Below are 25707 nucleotides of genomic sequence, written 5' to 3'. Positions count from 1 at the left end.
GCGTTTTTTTATGGCTGTATCTCAGACATCACCGATTTTAATGGGATGACTGAGAGCTGAATTAGAACAATCAAACTAGCGAGTTGAAACTTTGCAAAGTTCAACACTTATTTGAACCAATGCAATTACGCTTTTTTAAACAGCCCCAATACTTTTTTAACGGGCAGTTTTTCTTCAGCAAAACCATACAGCGCTGCAAAAGGTAAGGCAGTACGCGCCAAATAAGCCACACGCCATAAGCCACCATGGTTGGCACCATGCATCATGAGTTCTAATGGATGGTCTAGCGCTGTTTCAGGGTTAGCAACCGATTGAGGGTTTCTCAAGTCGTGAATCCATAAAGCCGCCATGAGTGCATTAGTGGTTTCAGGTTGAAACGATTCCACATCAAATAAACTCGCACCATTAAATGCGGCTTTTAATAATGGATTCTTCGTCACTGAGCGGGTCGTGGTGGATGGCGCAATATTGATACTAACCCGCTGACCATTTTGACGTGCGACAGTTGCGCGCCATTGTTGGATACGTTTTGCGAGTGCGTAGTTTGGACCTTGTTCCACCACCAGACAGTCAGCAATACCATAGGATTTTCCATTGTCTGCTGTGGTGGTTTGCTCATTATTTTGCTTAAAGAAATGCTGACCTGTGACTTTGGCAATACTTTGTGTCAATAGTTTTTGTGCAGAAGCACGGTTTTGGAATTTGGCTTGCGCTGCCGTAACAATCTCTTCTGGAACCGCATAGACATCGGTCGGAGTACACATAAACATCAAGCTGGTGTCGGCTTTTTGTTGGCTGACATAGGCCATGATGCTGTCCATTGCCATTGCAACACGAACATGCTTTTCACCATCTAAATAGGCAATTGCAGCCAGATCTAGTTGATGTTCACTATGTGCAAGCCATTGTGCAATTTCAGGAATTTGTGTCAGTAAATTGGCGCCCAATTTGTGTTTTAGTTCTTGAATGGGTGTGTCTTCATGCACAGCGTCGAGACTTGGTGCATATAAAGTGGCATTACCGGCCTGAACCGTGCTTAAGATTCGATCCCAAACACGTTCATTATTGAGGTCGATTGCCACAATATTGGCTTTCCATTTTGCTAACCACGTCAGAGGGCCAGCTTCGGAGGCAGCACCAAAAAGCACCATAGTCCGATCTGACAAATCGAACCATTCTGGGTGTGCAATGGCTTCACGTAATGCGTCGGCATGACTGGCTTCAATGATGCCAGCATCTTGCCATTTTTGAATCTGAGCCAGTAAAGCCTCACCTTGAAGTTTTTGACCATGATAGGGCACATACCACTCAGGCGCTGCGTCACTTTCACCTTTTAATTTCACGGTATGCAGCGGATGTGCAGTCAAAGCTACTGCATCTTTGAGCGTATGCTTTTCTTGATCACGATAAAACTCAAAGACGTGATGCGCTTTATTTAAACCTTGCTCAGCAATTTTGATCGCTGCTTCAGATGATTGAATCCCTTGTTCAACCAAGGCTTTAAAATATTCAGGATATTTTTTACGCCAGTTTTTTTCTTGTTTTGCACGTACAGAAGACTGATGGTCAACTGCAGCTAAGGCTTCAGCAATAATTTCACGACCAGTTTTAGATGTACTCGGCTTTTGGTTTGAAGCCGAAATGGGAAATTGAAGACCTTCAGTTGAACTCGACATGCAAAATATCTCAGCTAATTTTGTCATTAATATACAGATGTATACATTATCTATGCCAAATTAAAAAATAGGGTGGCATAAAGTGCCAGATTTATATGATTTGTCATGTGCTTTTGTGAACTTTCGTAGAATATACAGCGTCAATTTTTATTGTCGGAATTGAAAAAGCCTTCGTTTTGAAGGCTTAAAAGAAGAGGGTATGAAATCAGCAACGGCAAATCAACAACGGCCTTTTTTAGCCTGTCCGGGCGGGCAAAAGTCGCCATGGCGATCTGGGTAATTATAAGGATAGTGATTACGATCTGGGTCGACCACGATACTGCCTTCACGAGTGTGAACGGCACAAGCACTCAACACGCAGGTCAACAGCAAACTTGAGAACATCAGGACTATTTTCATAGGAATTTTCCCTTTTTATTCTGTGTCATTTCAGTTTAAATCAGGGCAAGGATAGATAGCGTTTCAATCTGCTGTGAAATTGTATAGCTCGATATTCAAAGTGCGGTGTTGTAGATGTGGGAAATTGGCTAAAGAAAAGATCAAAGGACATGCGGTTTAACTCGGCGCAATAAAAAGCCTAAACTGAAACGGTTTAGGCTATCATTTTTACAGCTTAAATCAGACTGATTTTTTAGACTTAACGTTAGAAAGGAACATTTAGTAACTGACTTAAGAAATGCGGAATAAGTTTCGGTTCAAGAATAATCGTCATGATCACACCATAAGCTGCGCCCCATAAGTGCGCGCTGTGGTTAATGTTACTGTTGCCACGTTTACCTGACCAGATACTGTAAGCCACATACAGCACGGCAAAAATAATCGCAGGAACAGGAATAAAGAATACAAAAATCAGTTTCCACGGTTCAAACAAGATATACGCAAAGAGTACTGCAGATACTGCCCCAGAAGCCCCTAAACTTGCCCAATGGGTATCATGCTTATGTTTTAAATAACTCGGAATAATCGCAGCGATCAAACCGCCTAAATAAAACAATACAAAGCCCATGTCGAAGAAATATTGGCGATAAAAACTTTCAATCACGCTACCAAAGAAAAATAAGGTAATCATGTTGAACAATAGGTGCGCGCCATCTGCATGAATAAAACCATGGCTAATAAATCGGTCATATTCGCCACGACTGAGGGCTGGCGGCCAAAATAACAAACGATTCATCACTTTCTGATTTGAAAATGCAATCAGTGAAATCACCACCGTAATCAGGATAATGGTCACGGTGTGGTTAAAGGGTAGGCCCAACATATATGACTATTCTACTTGTTAAAATTTATGCTCAATAATGCCATTAAATCTGCCTAAAGCGTGAACTTTCAGAATAATTCCGACAATTTTAGTTGATTTTTTTCTAATGCCCCGCATCTTAAGTTAAAATAGCGACTTCAGCTTGAGGAAATATTGTAATGTCGACTGAGAACAACAGCACAGCAGTTGCTGAAGAAATTCCAAACCTATTGATCACTCCAAATGCCCAAGAGTATTTGAAAGATCTTTTGGATAAACAAAATACACCGGGCATTGGTGTACGTGTTTTTGTGGAAAATCCGGGTACGCCACGTGCTGAATGTTGTATGGCTTACAGTGCACCAGAAGAAGTTGTGCCTACAGACTATAAACAAGACTATCCAGATTTCCCTGCATTTATTGATACCCCATCAATTCCATATCTTTTGGATGCGGTGATTGACTATAACAAAGACCGTTTTGGTGGTCAGTTAACATTCCGTGCACCAAACTCAAAAGTGCCACGTGTGGGTCCAGATGCCTCTGTAGAAGAGCGTATCACTTATGTTCTACAGTCAGAAATTAACCCTGGCCTTGCAGGTCATGGTGGTAACTGTGCATTGGTAGAGGTGGTTGAAGATGCAGAACATGGTTTAACTGCAGTGCTTAAATTCGGTGGTGGTTGTCAAGGTTGTTCTTCAATCGATTTAACCTTAAAACAAGGTGTTGAAACAACATTGAAGCAGCATGTACCTGAATTAATGCGCGTTGTTGACCAAACGGATCACAGTAATACTGAAGGTGCTTATTTCAAATAAGTTCAGTATTGTTATAAAAAGCCGCAATGATGCGGCTTTTTTATTGTCTAAATCAAATAAAACGAAGATTTTTAAATGATTTCTGAGGTTTTTACAGCGAGATGATAAGCTATATCATAAATATAAATGAGAATGATTATTAAAATTAGTTGCAATATTGTTCGTGGTAGTTACAATGTGCAACACATTATTCTAGATTTCTCCATAAATACGTTCATTTGGAAGCACTCAATGACCAAACAACTATTAAAATCAACGCTTACACTTTCAATACTCTGTGCATTGGTAAGTTTGACGCATGCAAAAGATGTGCACACTGAAGCATCAGATGAATCCGTAACGAAGATGGAAACCATTGTTGTTACTGCAGCAGAACAAGTTAAACAATCATTAGGTGCTTCAAAAATTACGGCAGAAGATTTAGAAAAAATGCCGATTGTGAATGATATTTCAGAATATGTGCGCCGTATGCCGGGTGTAAATTTGACTGGTAACAGTGCCACAGGCCAGCGAGGGAATAACCGTCAGATTGATATCCGTGGTATGGGGCCTGAAAACACGTTGATCTTAATTGATGGCAAGCCTGTAAATTCGAGAAACTCAGTACGTTATGGCTGGCGCGGTGAGCGTGATACACGTGGCGATTCGAACTGGGTACCTGCTGATGCCATTGAATCGATTGAAGTGCTGCGTGGTCCAGCAGCAGCGCGTTATGGTTCAGGTGCGATGGGTGGTGTGGTCAATATTAAAACCAAGAAAGTGACCAATGAAGTGCATGGCTCTGTGGAAGTTTTTACCAATCAGCCTGAAGACGCTAAAGAGGGTGCAAGTCACCGTGAAAGCTTTAACTTAAGCGGGCCAATTCTCAAAGATGTCCTTTCATATCGTTTATACGGTAGTTATAACAAAACCGATTCAGATGCTGCGGATATTAATGCTCTAATGGACAATGGCGCGCGTATGGCGGGTCGAGAAGGCGTTGAAAATAAAGATATCGCAGGGCGCTTGGCTTGGCAGTTGAACGATCAACAAGTCTTGATGTTTGACGCAAGTGTTGGCCGCCAAGGTAACCGTTTTGCAGGTGACAGTCAAAACAGTGTATTTGATCCAGCGGATCCAAATAAAGCGCCAATCTTATCGGCTTTAATCGGTGAAGAAACCAATACCATTTATCGTGATAGTTTTGCATTAACCCATGAAGGTACGTGGGGTTGGGGTGACAGTAAAATCATAGCGCAATATGACAAAACCAAAAATAAGCGCTTACCTGAAGGTACAGGCGGTAGTACAGAGGGACAGATTAATAATCTTGAAAATAAACAAACGTCACATCTAGAAACCGTTCGTCTTAATGCAGAAACCAATCTGCCGTTCCAATGGTATGTTCCACAGGTATTAACTTTAGGCGCTGAATGGGTTGAAGATGACTTTATCGATACGGTTAATACACAAGCTGGCGCAGGCGGTTTTGGTGATGTGCTGACTTCAGGTGACCGTTCACACATGGATTCACGGATTGCGTCGGCCTATATTGAAAACAATATGAATTTGGGCGAGAGCACCGATGTCGTTTTGGCACTACGCTATGATAATCATAGTAAATCGGGTGATAGCTGGAGTCCAAGTCTCAATATTACGCAAAAGCTTGGCGACTATTGGACATTAAAAGGTGGTGTGGCTAAGGCGTATAAAGCACCCAATATGTACCAAAATGCGGAAGGTTATCTGTTAAGCACTCGCGGTAATGGCTGTCCGATTGGGCTGAGCCAATGTCTATTACAAGGTAATGGCGATCTCAAACCTGAAACTTCAGTGAATAAAGAATTAGGTGTACAGTTTGAAAAAGACATCGTAAATGCAAGCTTTGCATGGTTCCGTAATGATTATAAAAATAAGATCGTTGCAGGGGATACACGTCTAGAAGAACTAGAAGTAAATGGAACAACATATAATGTACTGCGTTGGATGAATACGCCAGAAGCCTTGGTGGAAGGTGTTGAAGGAAGTATTTCTTTGGACTGGGGTGATATCACGTGGACCAATAACGTCACCTATATGATCAACTCTGAAGATAAACGTACTGGCAATCCACTTTCAGTGATTCCAAATTACACCATAAACTCTATTTTGAACTACAACATCACGGATCGATTAGACAGTAACTTTGTCTATACCCAATATGGTCGTCAAAAACCACGTCAATATGCAGAAACCAGTCTTGAAAGCAAAAATGGCTTGGCGATGGATAGCGTGAAAAGTTATGGCATTGCAGGCATTAACTTTGGTTATAAATTTAATGCGGCTTTAAGTGCTCGTATCGGTGTGAATAACCTATTTGATGAGCAAAAACTGCGTGATAAAACGGTCAACCAAACATATAACGAGCCGGGTCGAGCTTATTATGCAAGTTTGAAATACCAGTTCTAAGTATGTCCAAAAGAAAAGCCGCTTAACGCGGCTTTTTTTATGTTGGGATATTTAAAATTTTCAGTGCTTCACTTGAGTAGTAGAATTGTTCTAAATAGAGACGTGAACGCTCACGCAAATAACCCGACTCAATCATTTGTTGAACGATAGGATTGAGTAAGTTTTGAAGTTCATGCTGAATCAGTGCTTCATCAATATTTAAATCACGTAGCAATAAATCAAAAGGGCGTTCTGCATTACGCACGTACCAAGCGTATACGCCATCATGCACTTGCTGTTTCATATACTCGGACTGCCGCATAAAGTCCCAAATTTCATGACCCATGGCAACCGTTTGCGGCAAGTCCTGAACTTCAACATAGTTCTTTAATACCGAAACTGGCAGCGCTTTAATTTTATGCCACAAATTGGCTTGGAAATGGTACAGCTTATGATCATCAAAGTGCTGATTTAACACGGTTTCACTCATTTGACTGAGCTTTAAAATATTCTTTTGTAAGTATTTGCTGACCGCATTATCTAAATTGGTATCTGTGACATTTTCCAGTACCGATTTCCCCATTTTCATAAATCGTGAAACACCGGGTACCGATTTTGCAATCACTGAGTTGTCTAAATAATCTTGTATCGCATGTTGAATCAACTGACTGATCATGGCTGAAAATGCAGGATTGTTGACCATGGTATGAATTAAACGCTGACGATGTCCTTGTTTACTTGCCACATACTGCGCAATTTTATCGATGGTCAATACTGGGATGATTTCGGCAATCGTGGTGCTGTCATTTGCAGGGTGAATCAGTGCAAATTTGATATGTTCAGCAATTTGCTCAATTAGGAATTGACTTGCAGGGGTATTTAAAATTTGTTTCTGCAACAAGGCATTGATTTGATCAAAGCTCCAAATCTGCTGCAAAGATTGTTTACGAAACCATTGATAAAAATGGGTGAATTCAGTGGCTACGGTATCATTGTGTGAAAAGCTCTGATCTAAAAAGTTCAGTTGAGCGTCAATCAACTGCTCAATCATCGGGTTTTTCTGCATACTTTCCCTGAAGTCCCAGTCATGGGTATCTAAAAATGGCGAATGCTCAGTTTAACTGAATCAGTTTATCTACCAAAGGGTTTTTAAACTTTTGACTTTTCGCAAGGAAAGGCAAGTAATGCTCTGCAACTTGTTGTTCAGCTTCTAAGATTGGCATATGACCGACATTATTTAAAATCACTGGGGTTTCTGCACGTTTCAGTAAAGACTTGAGTTCGCCAGCCACTTCCACATTAAAGATTTTATCTTGTTTGCCCCAAAGGATCAGGGTTGGGGCTTCTACTGTTCGTGTTAAACGAGCAAAAGTTTCAGGGGTGTAGATTCGATTGAGCGTGACAACTTGATCGATCATTTTACTGGTGAAGGGCGCACGCGCAATTAAGATATTTTCCTGCGCTTCTTTGAGCTGTGTTGGAACATTGGGCGGATTTTGCATCAGTTTATGCATGACATCATCTAAATCCCCCGGTTTTGAAACGATTAAATTTTTAAGTTTATACGGGTCGCGGGTGTAACTGGTATTGGCCTGTTTATAAATGCCCGCGCTGTTGAGTAAAAATAAACTTTGTGTATCAAAAGGATATTGAGAGGCATATACCGTGGCAATGGAACCACCCAATGAGTGACCTGCAACATTCAGTTTATCTTCAATATCTATTTTAAGGACAAACTGGCGTAGTTGTTCCGTGACATTCGGGACAGAGACATCAAAATCGACAGGGACATGGGTATCGCCATTGGCCGGAAGGTCAGGGATGATTACGTGATAGTTCGGTGTTAAATAATGCGCAACACGATTCCAATTATCACGTGAGCCGCCTAAACCATGAATCAGCAAGATGGTGGGTTTAGAGCGTTGACCACCTTCGCTATAACTCCAATTCACATTGCCGACTTGAACGCTATGTGTAACTAAACCAGCCGCTTTACGTTCTTGGCTCAAATAGTTTTGCACGATAGAGGGTACAGCCAGGTTTTTGCTGATGGGAGACGGATTTGCAGCCAAAGCATGGTTGGCAGTAAACGTCATACAGCAAATTGTTGCTAGCTTGAAAAAGTCAAAAACGCGTGAATGATGTCCTTTCATTGACGTTTACCCCAGTTAAATCGAATAGATATATTTTTTAGATCATTTATATGACTATTATCAGAATGGGCTGAAATAGCAAAAGCGTATATTTATGAAATATATTGTAAATTAAAAATGACCTTTGTCATCCATTGCTTTTTTGACGTGGTTAAACTTGCGTTTTAATAATGTGAACCATTACAGAAAAAATATTTTTTTTTGATGAATGTAGACTAGCATTTTCTATCAAGTTGCATCGTCGTAGAAAAAATTCACAGCAATTGTTTTTGCAAGTGACAATCGATTCGACTGGGATTAAAATATTGCAACTTCGGATAAGGGTAATTAGAACATGCTAGCAGCAGCAGAAGCTTTAGATCGTTTAAAGAAAGGGAATCAACGTTTTGTAAACGGTGAAACGAATCACCCGAAGCTTTTGACGCATCAACAACGTGCTGAAATGGCCGAAAGCCAAGAACCTTTTGCGATTATTTTAGGGTGTTCAGACTCACGTGTTCCTGCTGAAATGGTATTTGACCAAGGCTTAGGCGATTTATTCGTGATTCGTGTTGCAGGTAATATTGTGGCACCGTCTCAAGTCGGTAGCGTGGAATTTGCAGCAGAAAGTTTTGGATGTCCTGTGGTCATTGTATTGGGTCATACACACTGTGGCGCGATTCATTCTACGATTGAAGCTTTAACTAACCCTGCGACACCGCCATCAGCAAATTTGATGTCGATTGTGAACCGCGTTCGTCCATCTGTAGAAATACTCATGCAAACTGAATTGAAAGATGACCTCGAAAAACTTTCAATGCATGCAGTACGTTCAAACGTTTTTGCATCAGTAAATCAACTGCGTCATGGTTCAGCAGTCCTCGAAAACTTAATTGCGCAAGGCAAATTAAAAGTGGTGGGCGCTGAGTATTCACTCGAAACGGGTGAAGTGAGCTTCTACGATTTCTAAGCAAATTACAGTAAATACAAGATTTAAAAAAAGGCGCTCAAATGATGCGCCTTTTTTAACGAATCCATTTTCACCCACTAAATTTATAAGCTTGCTTTGATCAATGGATATGCATTGTTCAGCAAAATTGGTTGCGCTTTGGCATTTGGGTGAATTTGATCTTGTTGCATCAAATTTTTATGCCCCGCCACGCCTTGCATAAAGAAAGGTAATAATTTGACTTTGTACTGTTGGCTCAACACTTGATAGTTATTTTCAAAAGCTTGGCTATATGCCTTGCCATAATTCGGTGGAATTTTCATTCCAAATAAAATCACTTTCGATTTGGCCTGTTGGCTTTTTTGAATCAGCTGCGCTAAATTTTTTTGAATTTTTGCAGGGGGCTGTCCGCGTAAACCGTCATTACCACCTAACTCAATCACCACAAGGTCTGGACGATGGGTCTGCAACAGTTTAGGCAGTCGTGCCAAAGCACCACTGGTGGTTTCACCGCTGACACTTGCATTGACCACTTTATGTTGTTTCGGATACTGTTGGTCTAGACGTTTTTGTAATAAGTGAACCCAGCCTTGCTGCACTGAAACACCATAACCCGCACTTAAGCTATCGCCCAAAATCATAATGGTTTTGGCAGAGAGCAGCATCGGGCAGAACATCAGTGCAATAGCCAGCAAGTAACTCAATAGACGATTATTTTGAATGCGATTTTGCATATAGGGAAGATATGACCCAACTCACGACAGATGTTGACATCATGCCACAGGCGATTATTTCTGCACAGCAATTGACACAAAAGATACAACTTCCACAAAAACAGTTATCGATCTTTGAACAACTCGATCTTGAAATCTTTGCAGGGGAACAAGTTGCGATTACTGGTCGTTCTGGTTCAGGTAAATCCACCTTGTTGGGTATTTTGGCAACACTAGATCAGGCCAGTTCGGGACAATTACGGGTCTGTGGCCAGGACATTCATCTATTAAATGAAGAACAGCGTGCTCAAGTCCGTTTGGTCCATATTGGTTTTGTCTTTCAGTCTTTCCAGTTGTTGCCACATTTAACGTCTCTGGAAAATGTCATGCTGCCGCTACGGTTACAAGCAAATTTTCAGGTCAAAGCTGCCGAAGAAAAAGCATTAAAACTGTTAGCAAAGGTCGGACTAGAACGCCAAGCGCATCAAGCCCCTAAAGTTTTATCGGGTGGTGAGCAGCAACGGGTTGCGATTGCCCGTGCTTTGGTGAGTGAACCCGATCTGATCTTTGCAGATGAACCGACAGGTAATTTAGACAGTGCAACGGCACAGGAAATTGAACAACTGTTATTTCAGTTAAATCGTGAAATGGGAACCACTTTGGTATTGGTGACGCATGATGCCGAGTTGGCCCGTCAATGTCAGCGCCATTTTGAATTGGTCAATGGTCAATTGATTGAGCATCGAACAGGAGATGCTGCATGAATCTTTTGGCACTGTTTCGACCACTCTTACAGCTGAGTTTTAAAACCACGGGTGTGTATTTATTATTGATCGCACTAATCTTGGCGATCAGTGCCACCACGGCTTTAAAGTTTAGTAATGTACAAATTCAAAATGCAGTAGCGCTACAAGCTGCTGAAATGTTGGCAGCAGACTTGGTGCTGACAGCCAATGAACCAATTCCACAAGAGTGGCAACAACAAGCCAAAGCACAGCAATTAAAACAATCGAATGTCACGCTATTTAGCAGCATGGCGCACACTGATCAGCAATTTGTCATGGTCAATGTCAAAGCCGTTGATGCTGCATTTCCATTACGAGGTGAACTCGAAACAGAACCGAAACTAAACCGTTCTATACAAGCAGGTGAGGTCTGGTTAAGTCCTCGTGCCATGGATTTATTGGGTGTAAAGGTTGGAGATCAGATCAATATTGCCGATGCTGCTTTTCAAGTCAGTGCCAAAATCATTCATGATACCAATCAAGAGCTTGGCTTCAGTGGTTTTTCACCGACAGTTATGATTGCGCAGTCTGAGGTGGCGAGAACCAATGCCATTCAAGTCGGGAGTCGGATTGAATATCGCCTGTTAATGGCAGGAGATGCACAAAATACCCAGCGCTTTGAAAAACTGTATAAGCAAAAATTTGGTGATCAAAGCGAAGACCGTTCCGCTAACTCAGATCATACGCAGGTTCAGGATGCAGCTCAAAGCAGTTTAAAAATGAGAAATGCCAGTGAAGGCAATACTCGCTTAATGAAGCCGATTGCCAATCTTGAAACGTTTTTACAACTGGCGAATATTTTAACCATTCTACTTTGTGGTATCGCCATCGCATTAACCAGTCAGCGCTATGTCCAACAAAATCAGGATGCCATTGCACTGATGCGCTGTATTGGGTCGACCAAACAGCAAATATTAAGTGCTTATCTGGCTTTACTGTTGGTTGTACTCGGGCTTTCAATCCTGTTTGGAAGTGTGATTGGTCTGGGATTGGGTTATGGCTTATTGCAACTGATGCTACAGCTGATTCCAAATTTACAATTAGAGTTTTCAGCCCTGTCTATGCTGCTTGGCCCGCTTCCAATTGCAATATTCACCAGTGCGATTGTGCTATTAGGGTTTGTTCTTCCAAGTCTTTGGCAATTATTAGGGACACCGCCAGCACGGGTGATACGACAACAAGAGCGTTCTGTACGTTCCATGCTTTGGATGCTCAGTTTCGGCACGCTCAGTTTGGTGGTGTTTTGTGTGGTATTAACTGAAAATTTACAACTCACACTGTGGCTGATTTGCGCCATCATCTTCCTGTGTGTTGGCCTATATATGATGGTCTGGCTCAGTTTGAGAGCCTTGAAAAGTTGGGGGACAAAAATCTCAGCGTATATACGCACACCGTATCAAACGGCATTTCAAATTACTGCATTGGCATTGGGGCTAAGTCTGATCACGGTTTTAGCGGTATTGCGTACAGATTTACTGGAACGTTGGCAACAACAATTGCCACACGGAACACCTAACCAATTTGTCTATGGATTACCACCATTTGAGTTGCAGGATTTTAATCAACAACTTAAGCTGCATGGTTGGCAAGGGACGCCGATGTACCCGAATATTCGTGGACGATTAGTTGCCAAAAATGATCTCCCTTTTTCGGATGCTTTAATTAAAAGCAATAATTCATTACGCCGTGAATTGAATCTCACGCAGGCTGCAACTTTTCCAAAAGATAATCAAATCATCGCGGGCAATCAGCAGTTTCAACAGGTCAATGAAGTATCGGTAGAAGTGAAAACCGCACAAGAACTGGGTATTCAAATTGGAGACCGACTGAGTTTTAGCCTTCCTGAAGGGATTTTACAAGCCAAGGTGATCAACCTTCGCAGTGTGGAGTGGGAAAGCTTTAGTCCAAATTTCTTCTTTATTTTCTCTCCCCAAACCATGGATGAAAATGCAGGCAGCTATTTGGGGAGTTTCTATGTTCCACCGCAAGATAAAAATCAGTTAATTGGTCTAATTCAGCAGTTTTCGAATACGGTGTTTATTGATGTCAGTCTGATTTTGGATGAGATCAAACGCATCGTCAGCGTATTGGTTCAGATTATTACTATCTTGGCGCTGTTGGTCAGTATTTCAGGCATTTTAGTCTTGGTTGCATGTTTGAACTTATTTATGGATGAACGCAAAAAAGAAGTGGCATTACTGCGTTCCTTCGGCAGTTCCAAGCAAAAGTTAAAGTCGATGCTCAGTTTGGAAGTCGGTTTGATGGGGCTAATTTCAGGTGTCGTGGCATGTATTTTTGCCGAAGTAATCAGTGCGATTGTCAGTTATAAAATGGAACTGGTCATCCAGCTACATGCAGAAATTTGGTTGATCCTCCCATTGGTAATGACCTTAGTCTGTACATTGATCGGACGTTATCGCTTAAGTTATCTTTGCGACATCCCACCCTTAGAAAGCTTACGTGAACTAAATAGTTAAGGGTGGAGATGGTTAACAGCCGAGCAAGTTAAGAGTGGAGCAGGAACCCAGTGCGCAGTTCAGGTTTAGACATGATTTGATGTGTTTTCAACATATCCGTGTTGATAGCCACAGGGTTCATTCCACAGTTTAACGTGCTGCGAGAGATTGCTTCATCAGCAGGATAAAGTGTTCCCAAAGCGGTAATATCGGTTGGATTAATTGTTGGCAATGCAGATAAAACAGATAGCATCCGACAGTTGCGGCGATTAGACCGATCATTTGAATGATTAGGGATTGATGTACTTTTTGTCCCACATACCAAATGAAAGCCAACGCAGCCCCCATCAACATGCCTCCAATATGCGCGGCATTGTTAATCCCACTGATCATAAAGCCCATCGCGAGGTTAATGCCCATCACCATCAATAAGGTTTTTTTATCCAGATAAAATTGTTGTTTAGGTAACATCGGAAGCAGCGAAATAATCGTCAACGCCGCACCCAGTCCCATCACTGCACCCGATGCACCTGCACCAATACTCGGGAAAAGCTGCTGATTGGCTGCACCTTCGGCCAATAATGCATAGCTGTCTTGAATGGTTAAATACCCACTCAACAAACTTCCCATCAGTCCGGCTAAAAGATACAGGCCAAGGAAGTAGAAACGACCTAACATTTGCTCGGCAACACTGCCAAAAATATACAAAGCCCACATATTCAACATCAGGTGAATCAGGCCAAAATGAAAAAACATACTGCTGAATAAGCGGATGGGTTCCTCTAAAAAGGTTAAAGGTGCATAATCAGCACCCCAACGCAAAGCATCCAGTGTGTCGGGTTGGCTTACGTTCATTCCATGCAGCACTTGCCAGCCAAAGAGTCCAACATTGATGGTAATTAAGAGTGCCGTGATCCACCACAGTTGGATTTGCAGCTTACGGGTTGATACAGCAGGAGGGCTGAGTTCAGACATGCTATTCTTGTACTGTGTCAAAATATTTAAAAATAAGCTTAACATGAAAAAACAGAATTTCTGGAGTAACACACTGACATGAAAGCCTTTATTGTTCGTACATTGTTAATTCTTGTCAGTCTTGTGCTTTTGGTACAGCTTTGGATCTTTGGTAGTCTGGTGTGGTGGCGTACACATCCTGTGGAATCCACGATGATGATGCGTTTAGATTATTGGTCTGAGCCATCAAAACCGATTAAACACGAATGGCGTGATTACGACCAAATCAGTGATTATGTCAAACATGCTGTTGTTGCCGCGGAAGATGGCAAGTTTTTACAACACAAAGGTTTTGATTGGGAAGGCATGCAAAATGCCTTAGAACGCAATAAAGATAAAGGCAAAGTAGTCGCAGGTGGGTCTACCATTTCTCAGCAATTAGCAAAAAACTTATTTTTATATAACAAGCGTTCATTTATCCGAAAAGGACAGGAAGCCGTTGCAACATGGATGATGGAACGCATGTGGACGAAGCAGCGCATTTTAGAGGTATATCTCAACTCGGTTGAGTTTGGGGACAACATCTATGGTGTAGAAGCTGCAACACAGCACTATTTTGGTAAAAGTTCACGGAGTTTGAGCCGAGAGCAAGCGGCATTTATTGCGGCGATTTTACCTAATCCAAAATATTATGATGAAAATCGACAAGATCGTAAGCTAAATTATCGTAAGCGCATGATCCAAAAATATATGCGTTATAGCCATATCCCAGATTAAGAACAATCGACACACCCGTCAAATGGCATGGCAGTGATTTGAATTACAACAAAAAGCTCATCTTTATGGGCTTTTTTTATGAAATTGTCATAAATTTGAAGCATACTAAACTGAGTACAGCACACATTTTTTATATGGGTTTGAGATGAATACCGCAGCTGAAGTCGCGCAAGTACCTACTGAATATACTTATAATGATCGTTATATCAATCGAGAGTTATCGATTCTCGACTTTCATCTGCGTGTGCTCGAACAAGCGGTTGATCCGATACATCCATTACTTGAACGCATGAATTTCTTGCTGATCTTTTCACGTAACTTAGACGAATTTTTTGAAATTCGTGTTGCGGGAATGATGGAACAGCTAGACTTAGGTAATGAAAGCCGCAGTCCAGATGGCTTAACACCAAAACAAGTATTAGATGAAATTTCTGCGACAGCGCATGCGGCAATTGAGCGCCAGTATCGTATTTTAAATCAAGAAATTTTACCCAAACTGCGTGAAGAAGACATTTGCTTCTTACGTCGTGGTGAGTTAACCCCTGCACAGTCGGCATGGGTGAAAAAATATTTTCAAGAGCAAGTTGCTCCAGTCTTAACGCCAATTAGCTTAGATCCCGCACATCCATTCCCTCGCTTGGTCAACAAGTCGCTGAACTTTATTGTGACTTTAGAAGGGAAGGATGCGTTTGGCCGTCAGATTGACTTAGCTGTTGTACCTGCACCACGTTCGCTGCCACGTGTCGTTCGGCTTCCTGATGAATTAACTGGTGGCAAAGAGCATCATGTGATGCTATCGGCAATTATTCATGAACATGTCTCTGATTTGTTCCCCGGCATGACGGCGACGGGGTGCTACCAATTCCGCGTGACGCGTAATGCCGATTTGGCTTTAAATGAAGATGTTGAAGATTTGGCTAAAGCCCTCAAAGGTGAGTTGAATTCACGTCGTTTTGGTCGCGCCGTTCGCTTGGAAGTGACAGAAAATTGTCCGCAGCATATTTATGAATATTTGCTCGATGAGTTCGATTTAGAAGAAGAGCAACTTTATAAAGTGGATGGGCCGGTTAACCTTGCACGTTTACTGTCAAACTTTAAACGTCCACATCTACGTTATGACGCGCATATTCCTGTTATACCGAAAGTACTCAAAAAATCTGAAAACATTTTTAGTGCGATGCAAAAGCAAGATATTTTGCTGCACCATCCCTTTGAATCATTCGCACCGGTAATTAATTTACTGCGTGAAGCTGCACGTGATCCACAAGTTTTGGCCATTAAACAAACGCTTTATCGAAGTGGCGCAGATTCGGAGATTGTGCAAGTTTTAGCGGAAGCAGCACGTAATGGTAAAGAAGTCACCGCTGTAATTGAGCTTCGAGCACGATTTGATGAAGAATCAAACATTGCTGTGGCCAATGTATTACAAGAAGCAGGCGCAGTTGTCGTGTATGGCATCGTGGGCTATAAAACTCATGCCAAAATGATTTTGGTGGTACGCCGCGAAAACAATAAATTGGTGCGATATGTGCATTTAGGTACGGGCAACTATCATGCGGGAAATGCGCGTATCTACACGGATTACGGTCTATTAACCACAGATAAAGAACTCTGTGAAGATGTACATCGTATTTTCCAAGAATTGACCGGTATGGGTAAAATGGCGAAGCTAAAAAAACTGCTGCATGCGCCATTTACCTTACATACTCAACTCATCAATTATATTGATAATGAAATTACTAATGCTAAAGCGGGTAAGTCTGCGCAAATTATAGTCAAGGTTAATGCATTAACAGAAGTTCAGTTGATCAATAAACTGTACGAAGCGTCACAAGCAGGTGTACAGATTGATTTAATTATTCGTTCTATTTGTTGTTTGCGTCCAGGTTTACCGGGGCTGTCTGAAAATATTCGCGTGCGCTCTATTGTTGGGCGCTTTTTAGAGCATACTCGAGTGTATTATTTCAGTAATAATGGTGATTCACGTATTTTCTGTTCAAGTGCAGACTGGATGGATCGTAATTTATTTAATCGCGTGGAAGCCTGTTTCCCAATTGAAGATCCAGCGTTGAAAAAGCGTATTTATCAATTAGGTTTAGTAAATTATCTAAAAGATAATCAGCAAGCTTGGTTACTCCAAAGCGATGGGCGTTGGATTCGTACGCATGTTCAAGAGGGTGAGGAAGCACATAATTCACAGCATGTGCTTATAGAAGCATTTAAATAAATGCGTTAGAAAAGTAAAAGGGAGCAATGCTCCCTTTATTTTTTTAATTTATAAGTTTTTTGAATCATTTATCTGAACTAAATTTAGCTGTAGCTACTAATTTTTCGGTAGATATTTTTAACAAAACCATCAATTTGATACGTTGAAAGTTTTAACTCACGGACCATCTGCTCTTGAGTCGCGCTATGGCTGACCATATCTAAAATTTGGTATTCAGCTGGATTCAGACTGAGCTGTTTAGGTGCTGCATTTTGCGGACTAAAAGTTTCACTCAATAAAAATTTAGCAAAACTTGGATGCAATGCAGCGCCACCTCTTAAAATAGTTTTCAGTTGGTTGTAGGTATCTTCCATCGGTTGTTGAATCAACATATAGGCAGTTGCACCTAACTGAATGGCATGTAAGGTTAAATCTGTAGATTGTTCATTGACTAAAATGATGAGATTACTCGAGGGATAGATCTTTTTGATTTTATGGATGAAAGAGATATCGGACTGCTGAGTGATCACTAAAAAAATTAAATTAGGTAATTGATTGAAAATTTGTTGTTCTGCATCTGCTAAGTTTTCTGAAAATGTGATGAGATCTTCAGGATAACCGAGGTTTCCTAAGATGTTAAACAGCACTGTTTTTGAAGTCATTGCTTGATGATCAATGATCAAAACGGGCACTGGTAATAAAAATTCACTCATCATACATTTCGCTCATTTATTATTTTTAATCAAATTGCATTTCCATAATGTGCATGAAAGTGAATTAGAAAAATATACCTAGAAGTAGTGATTTATATATCAAAGTATAATTAAGTTATTGTGATATAATAGAATTTAATTAATGTATGGTTTTTTGTGTTTTTCATTATGTTGAATGCAAAGATTTATAGTTTTTTCGTTTTTATTTTTAGAATATTGATTAAATAATCATCAGATTTAGATTCGAATTGAAAATAATAATTGAAATGTGAAAGCAGTATTTTGACAACCGATAAATTGAACTATTTCTGAGATGAGTTAATATTGACTAATTGATTAGTTATTTTAAACATAAATATTAGTGATTATTTAAAATAATGTGATTTATTTCTCATCTATATTTATTTTATAGCACAAAACACAACTATAAAAAAAGCCCTTTGAAAAATGAATCAGAAATACTTTATCTAAAATACCTGAAACTAGTGATTTTAACGAAAGTTATATTTTACTAAGATGTATTTATCTTCTTACTTATCTGGCTAGTGTGAAGATATTGTTGAGGCGATGAATTGAGATATACATCAAGTCATATATTACCTTATCAGGCTACCTATTTGGGTTAGCCTTTTCTTTTTTCTAGAGAATGTATTTTTCATTTTCAATTGTAAACTCATCTCAATATTATTACTTCTGCATTATTCATTTCTGCCAAATAAAAAAGAGAGCACAGGGCTCTCTTTAATTTTCACACTGATTAGTTAGTGCAGATTGTTAGTGATTTTCTGCAAGATTTGAAGCAATACATCAAATTCACTTTGAAGCGGTGTACTCTTACGTGTTACCAATGCCAATGTGCGTGTAGGACTTGCTTCAATTTCTTTCACAGCCAAATCTTCATTGGCTTTGATCATATTGGTATGAACTGCAATTTCAGGCAATAAAGTAAAGCCTAAATCTGCGGAAACCATTTCAACCAAAGTTGGCAATGAGCTTGCTTTTAATCGATGGTCATTTTTACGTTCACCAATCGGGCAAGCACTCAAAGCATGATCACGTAAGCAATGGCCTTCTTCAAGCAACATTAAACGAGATAAATCTAAGTCGTCTAGAGATTTCGCTTGAGCAGCATTTTGATCAGCTTTGTTGTACACCAAGAACAATTTTTCTTTGTTTACTTCTGCAACTTTCAAGCTACGTGTATCGAAAGGAAGAGCAAGTAATACAATATCTAGATTACCGTGCTCGAGTTTCTCAACAATTTTTTCACTTTGTGCTTCATGTAAATGCAATTGAATTTTTGGTAATTGCTTATGCACTTCTTCTAATAATGGCGCAAGTAAGAATGGCGCAATAGTGGGAATGACCCCTAGATGTAAATCACCCGTTAGAGGTTCGCTCATTTCACGACTTAAACGCATTAGGTCTTGCGCATCTGCCAATAGAACTCGGGCTCGTCCGACAACTTGTTCGCCAAGAGGAGTTAAACGCACGTTTTGACGGTCGCGTTCTACCAATACGCCACCTAGTAAACGCTCAAGTTCCATGATCCCGCCAGACAAAGTAGACTGGGTGACAAAAGAACGACGCGCAGCTTCAGTAAAGTGTAGCGTTTCTGACAGTGTTACTAGATATGACAGCTGTCTTAAGGATGGTAATGCAGCCATAGTGTCCTAATTTATGATTTAAAGTGATCAGCAAACAAACCGCTAAGATATGGAATAAAATGCGGTGGGATATCATGCCCCATTCCATCAATTAATTCAAATTTAGCACCTGAAATAGCCTTTGCAACGGCCTTACCATGGCTTGGCGGCAGCAAACGGTCACGAGCTCCATGAACCACAATGGTTTTATGCTGAATTTGTTTATCCAACTGCAGCAGGGAACCTGTACATAATATTGCTAAAAACTGTTGAAGTACACCCGCTGGGTAAAAACTCCGCTTATAGAGTTTACGTGCAGTTTGTATCGCTTCAAGCTGATTAATATAGCCTGGAGAGCCTATAATATTAAAAACTTTCAGGCTATGGTTAATAATGCCATCTTCATCGTTAGATTCAGGTTTTTCAATTAGACTAAATAATTGCTTTGGAAATGGCGGTGGAAGTAAGGGTTGGATGTTACTGGTAAAAAGTAAGCTTAAGTTGTGCACTTTATCTGGATAGCGTGCCGCCACGATTTGAGCAATCATGCCGCCCATCGAAGCGCCTAAAATATGGACTTTATCAAGTCCCATACGATCAATTAATAGTGCAACATCGTCTGCCATATCGTAGAGATCATAGGGCGCACCTTGATTCTCTAGACCTAAGGCAAAACGTCCCATCAGTTTAAAGGTGTTAAGACGTGGGCCTGGGTTACGAATTTTACTCGACAGACCAATATCGCGATTATCAAAGCGAATAACTCGGTAACCTTGGTCTATTAGGGACTTACAAAAGAAATCAGGCCAATACAACATTTGTGCGCCGAGTCCCATAATCAATAAGATTGCAGGATCTTCAGGATGACCACCCACCTCGACATGAAGTTCAATGCCATTGCCTAACTCTACGCGAGTTTCATGCATAAAAGAGGCATAAGGTGAAATATTAAACTGAAGGGCACTATTCATTGTTATTTTCCTTTAAAAAGGACGTCTATTATTATCAGGACGTCCTTGTATTTAAACCTTAAACTGAAGCAGGAATCAAGTCCGGAACCTGCTTAGTCAAAGTTAAGCGTTGCTTCCCAGCAGTTGCACCGAGCAGTACAAATCCACGTAATACGCCATCTTGATCGATCGCACGGGCAATCATGCCATCTTCAAGCTCTTCTGTTTCCCATTGGGTTTCTACATCAATAGGCGCAGGAAGGACAGTTAAAGGTGCAGCAGGTGTTTTAACAGCTACAGGCATGGCAGGATAATGCACTGCGGTATGTTCGCCATTGAGGGTTTTTGCCAAAGCACGCGCTTGTTGCATGATTGGCATCACGTATGGCAGAAGGGTACCATTGACTTCAGCACAGTCACCGACAGCATAGATATCTGCCAAGTTGGTTTCTAAGCTTTTATTGGTTAATACGCCACGACTGGTGTGAATACCGGCTTGTTTTGCTAAGTTAATCTCAGGCTGTAGACCAATCGCAGACAACACAACATCTGCCACTAAGCTTTGACCATTGGCAAGGCTCACTTGATAATCACCATTTTCAATACGTGACACTTTGTCGACTGTCGTACCTAAAACGAATTGAATACCCGTTTCTTCTAAATTGCTTTGGAATTTAGCTGCAACATGAGACGGCAGCAGACGACCCAAAGGTTGCGGAGCTAAATCGACCACCGATACTTTCGCCCCAGTATTTTGGAGGTCGTTGGCAAATTCACAGCCAATCAAGCCTGCCCCTAAAATCACCACACGTTTATCTTCACGTGCTGCAAGCTGTTTACGGAATGCTTTGTAGTGATCCAAATTGTTGACGACATGAATGTCTTCACTGCCATCACCCGAAATAGCTAAGCGAATTGGATTTGCGCCGACGGCTAAAACGAGTTTTGAATATAGTTGTGTTTGAGTTCCATTTTGGCTTTCAATAGTAAGCTCATGTTTTGCTGCATCAATGGATTTAACCCAACTCTTATTGATGATTTGCATATTGAGTTGAGCCGACATTTTTTCGGCATCCCCTAGAGGGATTTGCTCAGGAGTTTTATTACCAACGAGCGCATTGGATAATGTCGGTTTAGCGTAGTTAATGGCATCATCCGCACAGATCATAATAAGTTCTAGTTCAGTATTTAACTTTCGAAATTCACGTGCAACGGCATATCCCGCCATACCAGAACCAATAATGACAATAGGGTGCATACTCAACTCCAAACACATTTCATATTTTTTAAAGACAAAAAAAAGACCATAACGATGATGGCCTTAGATTCTATTTATTAGATTTCAACCATTTCAAAATCTACTTTTGAGACGCCACAGTCTGGGCAAGTCCAATCATCTGGGATATCTTCCCATTTCGTTCCTGCCACGATACCGTCTTGTGGCCAGCCTTCTGCTTCGTCATAAATCCATCCACAAACGATGCACTGATACTTTTTCATTCCATTCTCCAAAAACTGACACAAAATTAAGTCAGTAAATACTTCATAACTGTATAAGTTTATACCTTAAGGTTAATTAGCCTTATACAGTAGACTCTTATGTTAAATTTTTACGCAGTTCTAACGATAAAGTAAAGTGGCTAAGAGTTTAATGAGTGAAATTAAAAGCAGAATGGCAGTGAGGGACAATAAATATCATCAAAACCCCAGATCTGGGAAAAATTGTCTGACAATATTTATGCCTATTGAAAGCTATATTGGAATTCATTTCCGTGAATTGGGTTCTAAATACCGCTTTTTCTATCTTCATAGACTAAAGTCTTGCAGAAAAAATCTCTAAAATCTTTTATTTTATGATTAGGAAAATATATATTTGATATTTTTTAAATAAATACAATATTAATAATCAATAACTTATGTAAATTTGCTGTATCTTAAATATGCATTTTAGTCGGGGGTTAGCTGTTCTTTTCTCTCAAATCGCGTTAAAATTCACACATTCCTTCCTTAATTTATTTTCTCCTATTATGAGTAATTCTACTGCTGCGGCATTGTGGTCTAACATTCGTACTGTCCAAGATTTCCCAAAACCAGGAATTTGCTTCTTTGACCTTACGCCGTTATTTATGAATAACATCGAATCGTTAACTGATGCCCTAATTGCAAGTATTCCAGCTGAGCAATTGGCAGAAGTAGATAGCTTTATTGCAGTTGAAGCGCGTGGTTTTGTTTTGGCAAGCTTACTTGCTCAGCGTACAGGCAAAGGTTTGGTGTTGGTACGTAAAGCCGGAAAATTACCACCACCTGTTGTCGGTGTTGGTTATAGCCTTGAATACGGTTTAGATCGTCTTGAAATGTCAGCTGAAATCGAATCACAAAAAGTAATTATTGTGGATGACGTATTGGCGACGGGCGGTACGCTTCGTGCAGTGAAACAATTGGCTGAAAAATGTAAACACCAAGTTTTAGGCGCAAGCATTTTCTTAGATTTACCTGACTTGCATAAAGATTTAGGACTAAATATTTGGTCTGTTTTAGATGATAAAACACGTCCTGAAGCAGATGCAGCTTAAGCGTCAGTTTTAAAATGTAAAAAGCCTTGTCTATGACAAGGCTTTTTAATGTCCGATAAAACGACGTTGCTGCTTATGTTTATATGATGACTTATTTTTTTAAGTAATTTAATTCGATATGTTGGATTAAATCATTAATATTTTCAGGGCATTGAAGGCGATGATGTCCGCCATCCATGACTTGAACCTGCATATAGTCTTCGAGTTGTTTTTCTGCCTCATACATATCCAAGATTTCATCACCACGTTCGATATATGCAATTTGTGGAATATCGTGATCCAAATCCATTTCATTGATTGCCGGGTAGTCGTCACGAAAGTCTGGATGCAGACTCGGGTTAGCAATCACACAAGGAATGCGATGAAACAGCGACATTTTCAAAGCCCAGTATGCCCCGAGACTATGACCGACGATGATATCGGGTTTAATGGTTTCAATACTCTCGTGGTAAAAGTCCGCAACAGTTTGAAAATTTAAGTTGCGATAGTCCACTTCAATGCAGAATTTTTGTTTTGCATTGATGGCATGGAACTTCGTAGATTCACGGGAAGAATCCAATCCATGTAAAAACAGAATTTTCGATAAGCAGGAAGTCATTGTTTTTCTACACACTGTTTTCAAACATTTTTGGATGTGTTGAATATTTTATTTTTCAACAATTTTATGACTTCATTGTAGAGAGAATTGTCAAAAAGAGAATTTAGCTTTTGGTCTAATTTGTAGGCATTTAAAAGACTTTAGTCTTAAAGAAAATAGATTAAAAGGTTGAATTAAGTTATTGATATATATTTTAATGTATTGATAGTTATGAGTATTTTTTTAAAGCTTTTAGTTATCATCTGATATCATTAAAATGTAGGTTTTCGAGCTTGAGTATTTAATTTTTATCTACTGCACATCTGTAAGGTAGGTTCTATGTCTACCTGAAGGTATAACGATTAAAACATCTTACTTCGATAAATTTCTACTTATTAAAAAAATGCGCGCATTGCTTACTGCTCAATTCAAAGGAAATCTGCTATGCTATGCAACTACCGTTTTTTAACTATTTGAGACAGAGATGACGCAACATAACGCTCAATCGACTTCTGAACAAGCCATTTCCGAAAACGATTTAATTGCACAGCGTCATGCCAAGTTAGAGCACATCAAAGAGCACGCCAAGGAAACAGGTGTTAGCCCGTGGCCTAACACATTTAAGCGTGAACACTATGCACAAGACCTACAAGATCAATTCGCTGAAAAATCAAAAGAAGAAATTGAAGCAGGCGAAAAGGTTTATGTAAAAGTTGCTGGTCGTGTGATGTTGAACCGTGGTTCATTCATCGTAATCCAAGATATGACTGGTCGTATCCAGCTTTATGTACCACGTAAAGAGTTGGATGCTGATGTTCTTGCAACAATTAAAGCACTCGATTTGGGCGATATTATTGCCATTGAAGGTTATATTGGTCGTTCTGGTAAAGGTGACCTTTATGTTCATATTGAACATTTTGAGCTTTTAACCAAATCACTCCGTCCACTTCCAGACAAATTCCATGGTTTGACTGATACTGAAGTTAAATACCGTAAGCGTTATTTAGACCTCATCATGAACGAAGAAACACGTAAAACTTTTGAAATTCGTGCAAAAGTGGTGTCAGGTATTCGTTCATATTTGAGCAATGAGCGTTTCATGGAAGTTGAAACACCAATGATGCATGTGATTCCGGGTGGTGCATCTGCGCGTCCATTTGAAACTCATCACAATGCATTAGATATGCCTTTATTTTTACGTATTGCGCCTGAGCTTTACTTAAAACGTTTGGTCGTTGGTGGTTTTGAGCGTGTGTTCGAAATTAACCGTAACTTCCGTAACGAAGGTGTATCAACACGTCATAACCCAGAATTCACCATGATTGAATTCTACCAAGCGTATGCAGACTACAAAGACCTGATGGCTTTGACAGAAAATATGCTTGAAAAATTGGCCATTGACATATTAGGTTCGACTGATGTGCCTTATGGTGATGAAGTGTATAGCTTCAAAGGTCCATTCAAGAAAATTTCGATGTTTGATGCGATTCTTGAACATAACCCAACGTTCACCGCTGAAAATGTATCTGACCGTGAGTTTCTTGCAAATTTCGTTAAAAATGAACTAAAAGAGCAAGTAAAGCCTGGTTTTGGTTTAGGCAAACTTCAAACCATCGTATTTGAAGAAACTGTTGAAACAAAACTTCGTCAACCGACATTCATCACAGAATATCCAGCGGAAACTTCACCATTGGCACGTCGTAATGATGAAAATCCACATATTACGGACCGTTTTGAATTCTTCATCGGTGGTCGTGAATTGGCAAATGGTTTCTCAGAGTTAAATGATCCGATTGACCAAGCTGAACGTTTCCAAGCCCAAGTTGCTGAAAAAGATGCGGGTGACGATGAAGCAATGCATTACGATGCAGACTTCATTGAAGCATTGGAATACGGCTTACCTCCTACAGCGGGTGAGGGTATCGGTATTGACCGTTTGGTGATGTTGTTTGCGAATGCTGCAAGTATCCGTGAAGTGATCTTGTTCCCACATATGCGTCATAAAAACTAATTTAGTTTTTGAAATAAAAAACCCGCTTAATGCGGGTTTTTTATTGTTTCAATAGGGTATATTTAATTCTTCTTAGCCAATTTTCAGACAAAAAAATACGCAATGATTGGGGTGTTCATTGCGTA

22 protein-coding genes are annotated in these 25707 nt (G+C 40.3%); 9 read left to right on the top strand and 13 right to left on the bottom strand.

Annotation, left to right across the window (positions count from 1 at the left end; translation table 11 throughout):
* Positions 1-125: 125 nt before the first annotated feature.
* From FTU75_RS06295 to FTU75_RS06285, 3 genes are all read right to left on the bottom strand, one after another.
* Positions 126-1676 carry a hypothetical protein gene (locus FTU75_RS06295; protein WP_180115407.1) on the bottom strand — a complete coding sequence of 517 codons (1551 nt, stop codon included), beginning with the start codon at positions 1674-1676 and terminating at the stop codon, positions 126-128.
* A gap of 219 nt (positions 1677-1895) precedes the next feature.
* Positions 1896-2075, bottom strand: a complete 180-nt coding sequence (locus FTU75_RS06290; RefSeq protein WP_180005268.1) for a hypothetical protein — start codon at positions 2073-2075, stop codon at positions 1896-1898.
* Positions 2076-2319: 244 nt separating this feature from the next.
* Complete coding sequence (locus FTU75_RS06285) at positions 2320-2937, bottom strand: rhomboid family intramembrane serine protease (RefSeq protein WP_111884441.1); 618 nt, start codon at positions 2935-2937, stop codon at positions 2320-2322.
* A 158-nt stretch (positions 2938-3095) separates the two neighbouring features.
* Between FTU75_RS06285 and nfuA the strand changes: the two genes are divergently transcribed.
* Together nfuA and FTU75_RS06275 are read left to right on the top strand one after the other, a co-directional pair.
* Entirely contained in the window at positions 3096-3734 is a 639-nt protein-coding gene (gene nfuA / locus FTU75_RS06280; RefSeq protein WP_078189947.1) for a Fe-S biogenesis protein NfuA, read from the top strand.
* Positions 3735-3965: 231 nt separating this feature from the next.
* On the top strand, positions 3966-6161 hold the full coding sequence (locus FTU75_RS06275; RefSeq protein WP_180115406.1) for a TonB-dependent siderophore receptor: 2196 nt from the start codon (positions 3966-3968) through the stop codon (positions 6159-6161).
* A 37-nt stretch (positions 6162-6198) separates the two neighbouring features.
* Here the strand turns inward: FTU75_RS06275 and FTU75_RS06270 are convergent, their stop codons facing one another.
* Positions 6199-7206: a hypothetical protein gene (locus FTU75_RS06270; RefSeq protein WP_180024089.1), complete on the bottom strand. Its 1008-nt coding sequence runs from the start codon at positions 7204-7206 to the stop codon at positions 6199-6201.
* Between the two features lie 46 nt (positions 7207-7252).
* Positions 7253-8293, bottom strand: a complete 1041-nt coding sequence (locus FTU75_RS06265; protein ID WP_373685847.1) for an alpha/beta fold hydrolase — start codon at positions 8291-8293, stop codon at positions 7253-7255.
* 334 nt (positions 8294-8627) lie between these two features.
* Between FTU75_RS06265 and FTU75_RS06260 the strand changes: the two genes are divergently transcribed.
* Positions 8628-9242: a carbonic anhydrase gene (locus FTU75_RS06260; protein ID WP_078189941.1), complete on the top strand. Its 615-nt coding sequence runs from the start codon at positions 8628-8630 to the stop codon at positions 9240-9242.
* Positions 9243-9325: 83 nt separating this feature from the next.
* On the opposite strand, the gene FTU75_RS06255 is transcribed toward FTU75_RS06260, so the two are convergent.
* On the bottom strand, positions 9326-9955 hold the full coding sequence (locus tag FTU75_RS06255; protein ID WP_180115404.1) for an arylesterase: 630 nt from the start codon (positions 9953-9955) through the stop codon (positions 9326-9328).
* Positions 9956-9966: 11 nt separating this feature from the next.
* Between FTU75_RS06255 and FTU75_RS06250 the strand changes: the two genes are divergently transcribed.
* Both FTU75_RS06250 and FTU75_RS06245 read left to right on the top strand, forming a co-directional pair.
* Entirely contained in the window at positions 9967-10698 is a 732-nt protein-coding gene (locus FTU75_RS06250) for an ABC transporter ATP-binding protein (protein WP_180115403.1), read from the top strand.
* A complete protein-coding gene (locus tag FTU75_RS06245) occupies positions 10695-13196 on the top strand; it encodes an ABC transporter permease (protein WP_180115402.1) in 2502 nt (833 codons plus the stop codon). Before FTU75_RS06250 ends, FTU75_RS06245 begins: the two co-directional genes overlap by 4 nt.
* A gap of 129 nt (positions 13197-13325) precedes the next feature.
* On the opposite strand, the gene FTU75_RS06240 is transcribed toward FTU75_RS06245, so the two are convergent.
* Complete coding sequence (locus FTU75_RS06240; protein WP_180115401.1) at positions 13326-14150, bottom strand: rhomboid family intramembrane serine protease; 825 nt, start codon at positions 14148-14150, stop codon at positions 13326-13328.
* A gap of 78 nt (positions 14151-14228) precedes the next feature.
* Between FTU75_RS06240 and mtgA the strand changes: the two genes are divergently transcribed.
* Both mtgA and ppk1 read left to right on the top strand, forming a co-directional pair.
* Positions 14229-14906, top strand: coding sequence for a monofunctional biosynthetic peptidoglycan transglycosylase (mtgA, locus tag FTU75_RS06235; RefSeq protein ID WP_078193019.1), 678 nt, complete (start codon positions 14229-14231; stop codon positions 14904-14906).
* 145 nt (positions 14907-15051) lie between these two features.
* Positions 15052-17133, top strand: coding sequence for a polyphosphate kinase 1 (gene ppk1 / locus FTU75_RS06230; protein ID WP_111884435.1), 2082 nt, complete (start codon positions 15052-15054; stop codon positions 17131-17133).
* 83 nt (positions 17134-17216) lie between these two features.
* Here ppk1 and FTU75_RS06225 read toward each other — a convergent pair whose 3' ends face one another.
* The 5 genes from FTU75_RS06225 to rubA all read right to left on the bottom strand — a co-directional run bounded on the left by FTU75_RS06225 (position 17217) and on the right by rubA (position 21921).
* Positions 17217-17828: a response regulator transcription factor gene (locus tag FTU75_RS06225; protein ID WP_180115400.1), complete on the bottom strand. Its 612-nt coding sequence runs from the start codon at positions 17826-17828 to the stop codon at positions 17217-17219.
* 758 nt (positions 17829-18586) lie between these two features.
* Positions 18587-19492, bottom strand: coding sequence for a LysR family transcriptional regulator OxyR (gene oxyR, locus FTU75_RS06220; protein WP_180007453.1), 906 nt, complete (start codon positions 19490-19492; stop codon positions 18587-18589).
* 11 nt (positions 19493-19503) lie between these two features.
* Positions 19504-20442 (bottom strand): alpha/beta fold hydrolase, encoded by a 939-nt coding sequence (locus FTU75_RS06215; protein WP_218948325.1) that lies wholly within the window; start codon positions 20440-20442, stop codon positions 19504-19506.
* 58 nt (positions 20443-20500) lie between these two features.
* Complete coding sequence (locus FTU75_RS06210) at positions 20501-21679, bottom strand: NAD(P)/FAD-dependent oxidoreductase (protein WP_180115399.1); 1179 nt, start codon at positions 21677-21679, stop codon at positions 20501-20503.
* A 77-nt stretch (positions 21680-21756) separates the two neighbouring features.
* Positions 21757-21921: a rubredoxin RubA gene (gene rubA, locus FTU75_RS06205; protein ID WP_005179369.1), complete on the bottom strand. Its 165-nt coding sequence runs from the start codon at positions 21919-21921 to the stop codon at positions 21757-21759.
* Positions 21922-22448: 527 nt separating this feature from the next.
* On the opposite strand from rubA, the gene FTU75_RS06200 reads away from it, so the two are divergent.
* On the top strand, positions 22449-22994 hold the full coding sequence (locus tag FTU75_RS06200) for an adenine phosphoribosyltransferase (RefSeq protein ID WP_078189930.1): 546 nt from the start codon (positions 22449-22451) through the stop codon (positions 22992-22994).
* A gap of 91 nt (positions 22995-23085) precedes the next feature.
* Here the strand turns inward: FTU75_RS06200 and FTU75_RS06195 are convergent, their stop codons facing one another.
* A complete protein-coding gene (locus tag FTU75_RS06195; RefSeq protein ID WP_180115398.1) occupies positions 23086-23592 on the bottom strand; it encodes a YqiA/YcfP family alpha/beta fold hydrolase in 507 nt (168 codons plus the stop codon).
* Positions 23593-24055: 463 nt separating this feature from the next.
* Between FTU75_RS06195 and lysS the strand changes: the two genes are divergently transcribed.
* Complete coding sequence (gene lysS, locus FTU75_RS06190; protein ID WP_180077256.1) at positions 24056-25582, top strand: lysine--tRNA ligase; 1527 nt, start codon at positions 24056-24058, stop codon at positions 25580-25582.
* Positions 25583-25707 lie beyond the last annotated feature (125 nt).

The organism is Acinetobacter sp. YH12140 (assembly GCF_013418475.1).
Classification (GTDB): domain Bacteria; phylum Pseudomonadota; class Gammaproteobacteria; order Pseudomonadales; family Moraxellaceae; genus Acinetobacter; species Acinetobacter amyesii.
Note: the sequence above shows the minus strand (reverse complement) of the source record. Positions and strands in the feature narration are given on the sequence as shown.

Excerpts from the sequence above, each read along its gene's own strand:
- FTU75_RS06290 (WP_180005268.1), bottom strand. The coding sequence starts at position 2,075 with ATGAAAATAGTCCTGATGTTCTCAAGTTTGCTGTTGACCTGCGTGTTG.
- mtgA (WP_078193019.1), top strand. The coding sequence starts at position 14,229 with ATGAAAGCCTTTATTGTTCGTACATTGTTAATTCTTGTCAGTCTTGTG.
- rubA (WP_005179369.1), bottom strand. The coding sequence starts at position 21,921 with ATGAAAAAGTATCAGTGCATCGTTTGTGGATGGATTTATGACGAAGCA.
- oxyR (WP_180007453.1), bottom strand. The coding sequence starts at position 19,492 with ATGGCTGCATTACCATCCTTAAGACAGCTGTCATATCTAGTAACACTG.
- FTU75_RS06215 (WP_218948325.1), bottom strand. The coding sequence starts at position 20,442 with ATGAATAGTGCCCTTCAGTTTAATATTTCACCTTATGCCTCTTTTATG.
- FTU75_RS06250 (WP_180115403.1), top strand. The coding sequence starts at position 9,967 with ATGACCCAACTCACGACAGATGTTGACATCATGCCACAGGCGATTATT.
- FTU75_RS06270 (WP_180024089.1), bottom strand. The coding sequence starts at position 7,206 with ATGCAGAAAAACCCGATGATTGAGCAGTTGATTGACGCTCAACTGAAC.
- FTU75_RS06275 (WP_180115406.1), top strand. The coding sequence starts at position 3,966 with ATGACCAAACAACTATTAAAATCAACGCTTACACTTTCAATACTCTGT.
- FTU75_RS06200 (WP_078189930.1), top strand. The coding sequence starts at position 22,449 with ATGAGTAATTCTACTGCTGCGGCATTGTGGTCTAACATTCGTACTGTC.
- FTU75_RS06195 (WP_180115398.1), bottom strand. The coding sequence starts at position 23,592 with ATGACTTCCTGCTTATCGAAAATTCTGTTTTTACATGGATTGGATTCT.
- FTU75_RS06245 (WP_180115402.1), top strand. The coding sequence starts at position 10,695 with ATGAATCTTTTGGCACTGTTTCGACCACTCTTACAGCTGAGTTTTAAA.
- FTU75_RS06255 (WP_180115404.1), bottom strand. The coding sequence starts at position 9,955 with ATGCAAAATCGCATTCAAAATAATCGTCTATTGAGTTACTTGCTGGCT.
- FTU75_RS06285 (WP_111884441.1), bottom strand. The coding sequence starts at position 2,937 with ATGTTGGGCCTACCCTTTAACCACACCGTGACCATTATCCTGATTACG.
- FTU75_RS06260 (WP_078189941.1), top strand. The coding sequence starts at position 8,628 with ATGCTAGCAGCAGCAGAAGCTTTAGATCGTTTAAAGAAAGGGAATCAA.
- FTU75_RS06240 (WP_180115401.1), bottom strand. The coding sequence starts at position 14,150 with ATGTCTGAACTCAGCCCTCCTGCTGTATCAACCCGTAAGCTGCAAATC.
- FTU75_RS06265 (WP_373685847.1), bottom strand. The coding sequence starts at position 8,293 with ATGAAAGGACATCATTCACGCGTTTTTGACTTTTTCAAGCTAGCAACA.
- nfuA (WP_078189947.1), top strand. The coding sequence starts at position 3,096 with ATGTCGACTGAGAACAACAGCACAGCAGTTGCTGAAGAAATTCCAAAC.
- FTU75_RS06210 (WP_180115399.1), bottom strand. The coding sequence starts at position 21,679 with ATGCACCCTATTGTCATTATTGGTTCTGGTATGGCGGGATATGCCGTT.
- ppk1 (WP_111884435.1), top strand. The coding sequence starts at position 15,052 with ATGAATACCGCAGCTGAAGTCGCGCAAGTACCTACTGAATATACTTAT.
- FTU75_RS06225 (WP_180115400.1), bottom strand. The coding sequence starts at position 17,828 with ATGATGAGTGAATTTTTATTACCAGTGCCCGTTTTGATCATTGATCAT.
- FTU75_RS06295 (WP_180115407.1), bottom strand. The coding sequence starts at position 1,676 with ATGTCGAGTTCAACTGAAGGTCTTCAATTTCCCATTTCGGCTTCAAAC.
- lysS (WP_180077256.1), top strand. The coding sequence starts at position 24,056 with ATGACGCAACATAACGCTCAATCGACTTCTGAACAAGCCATTTCCGAA.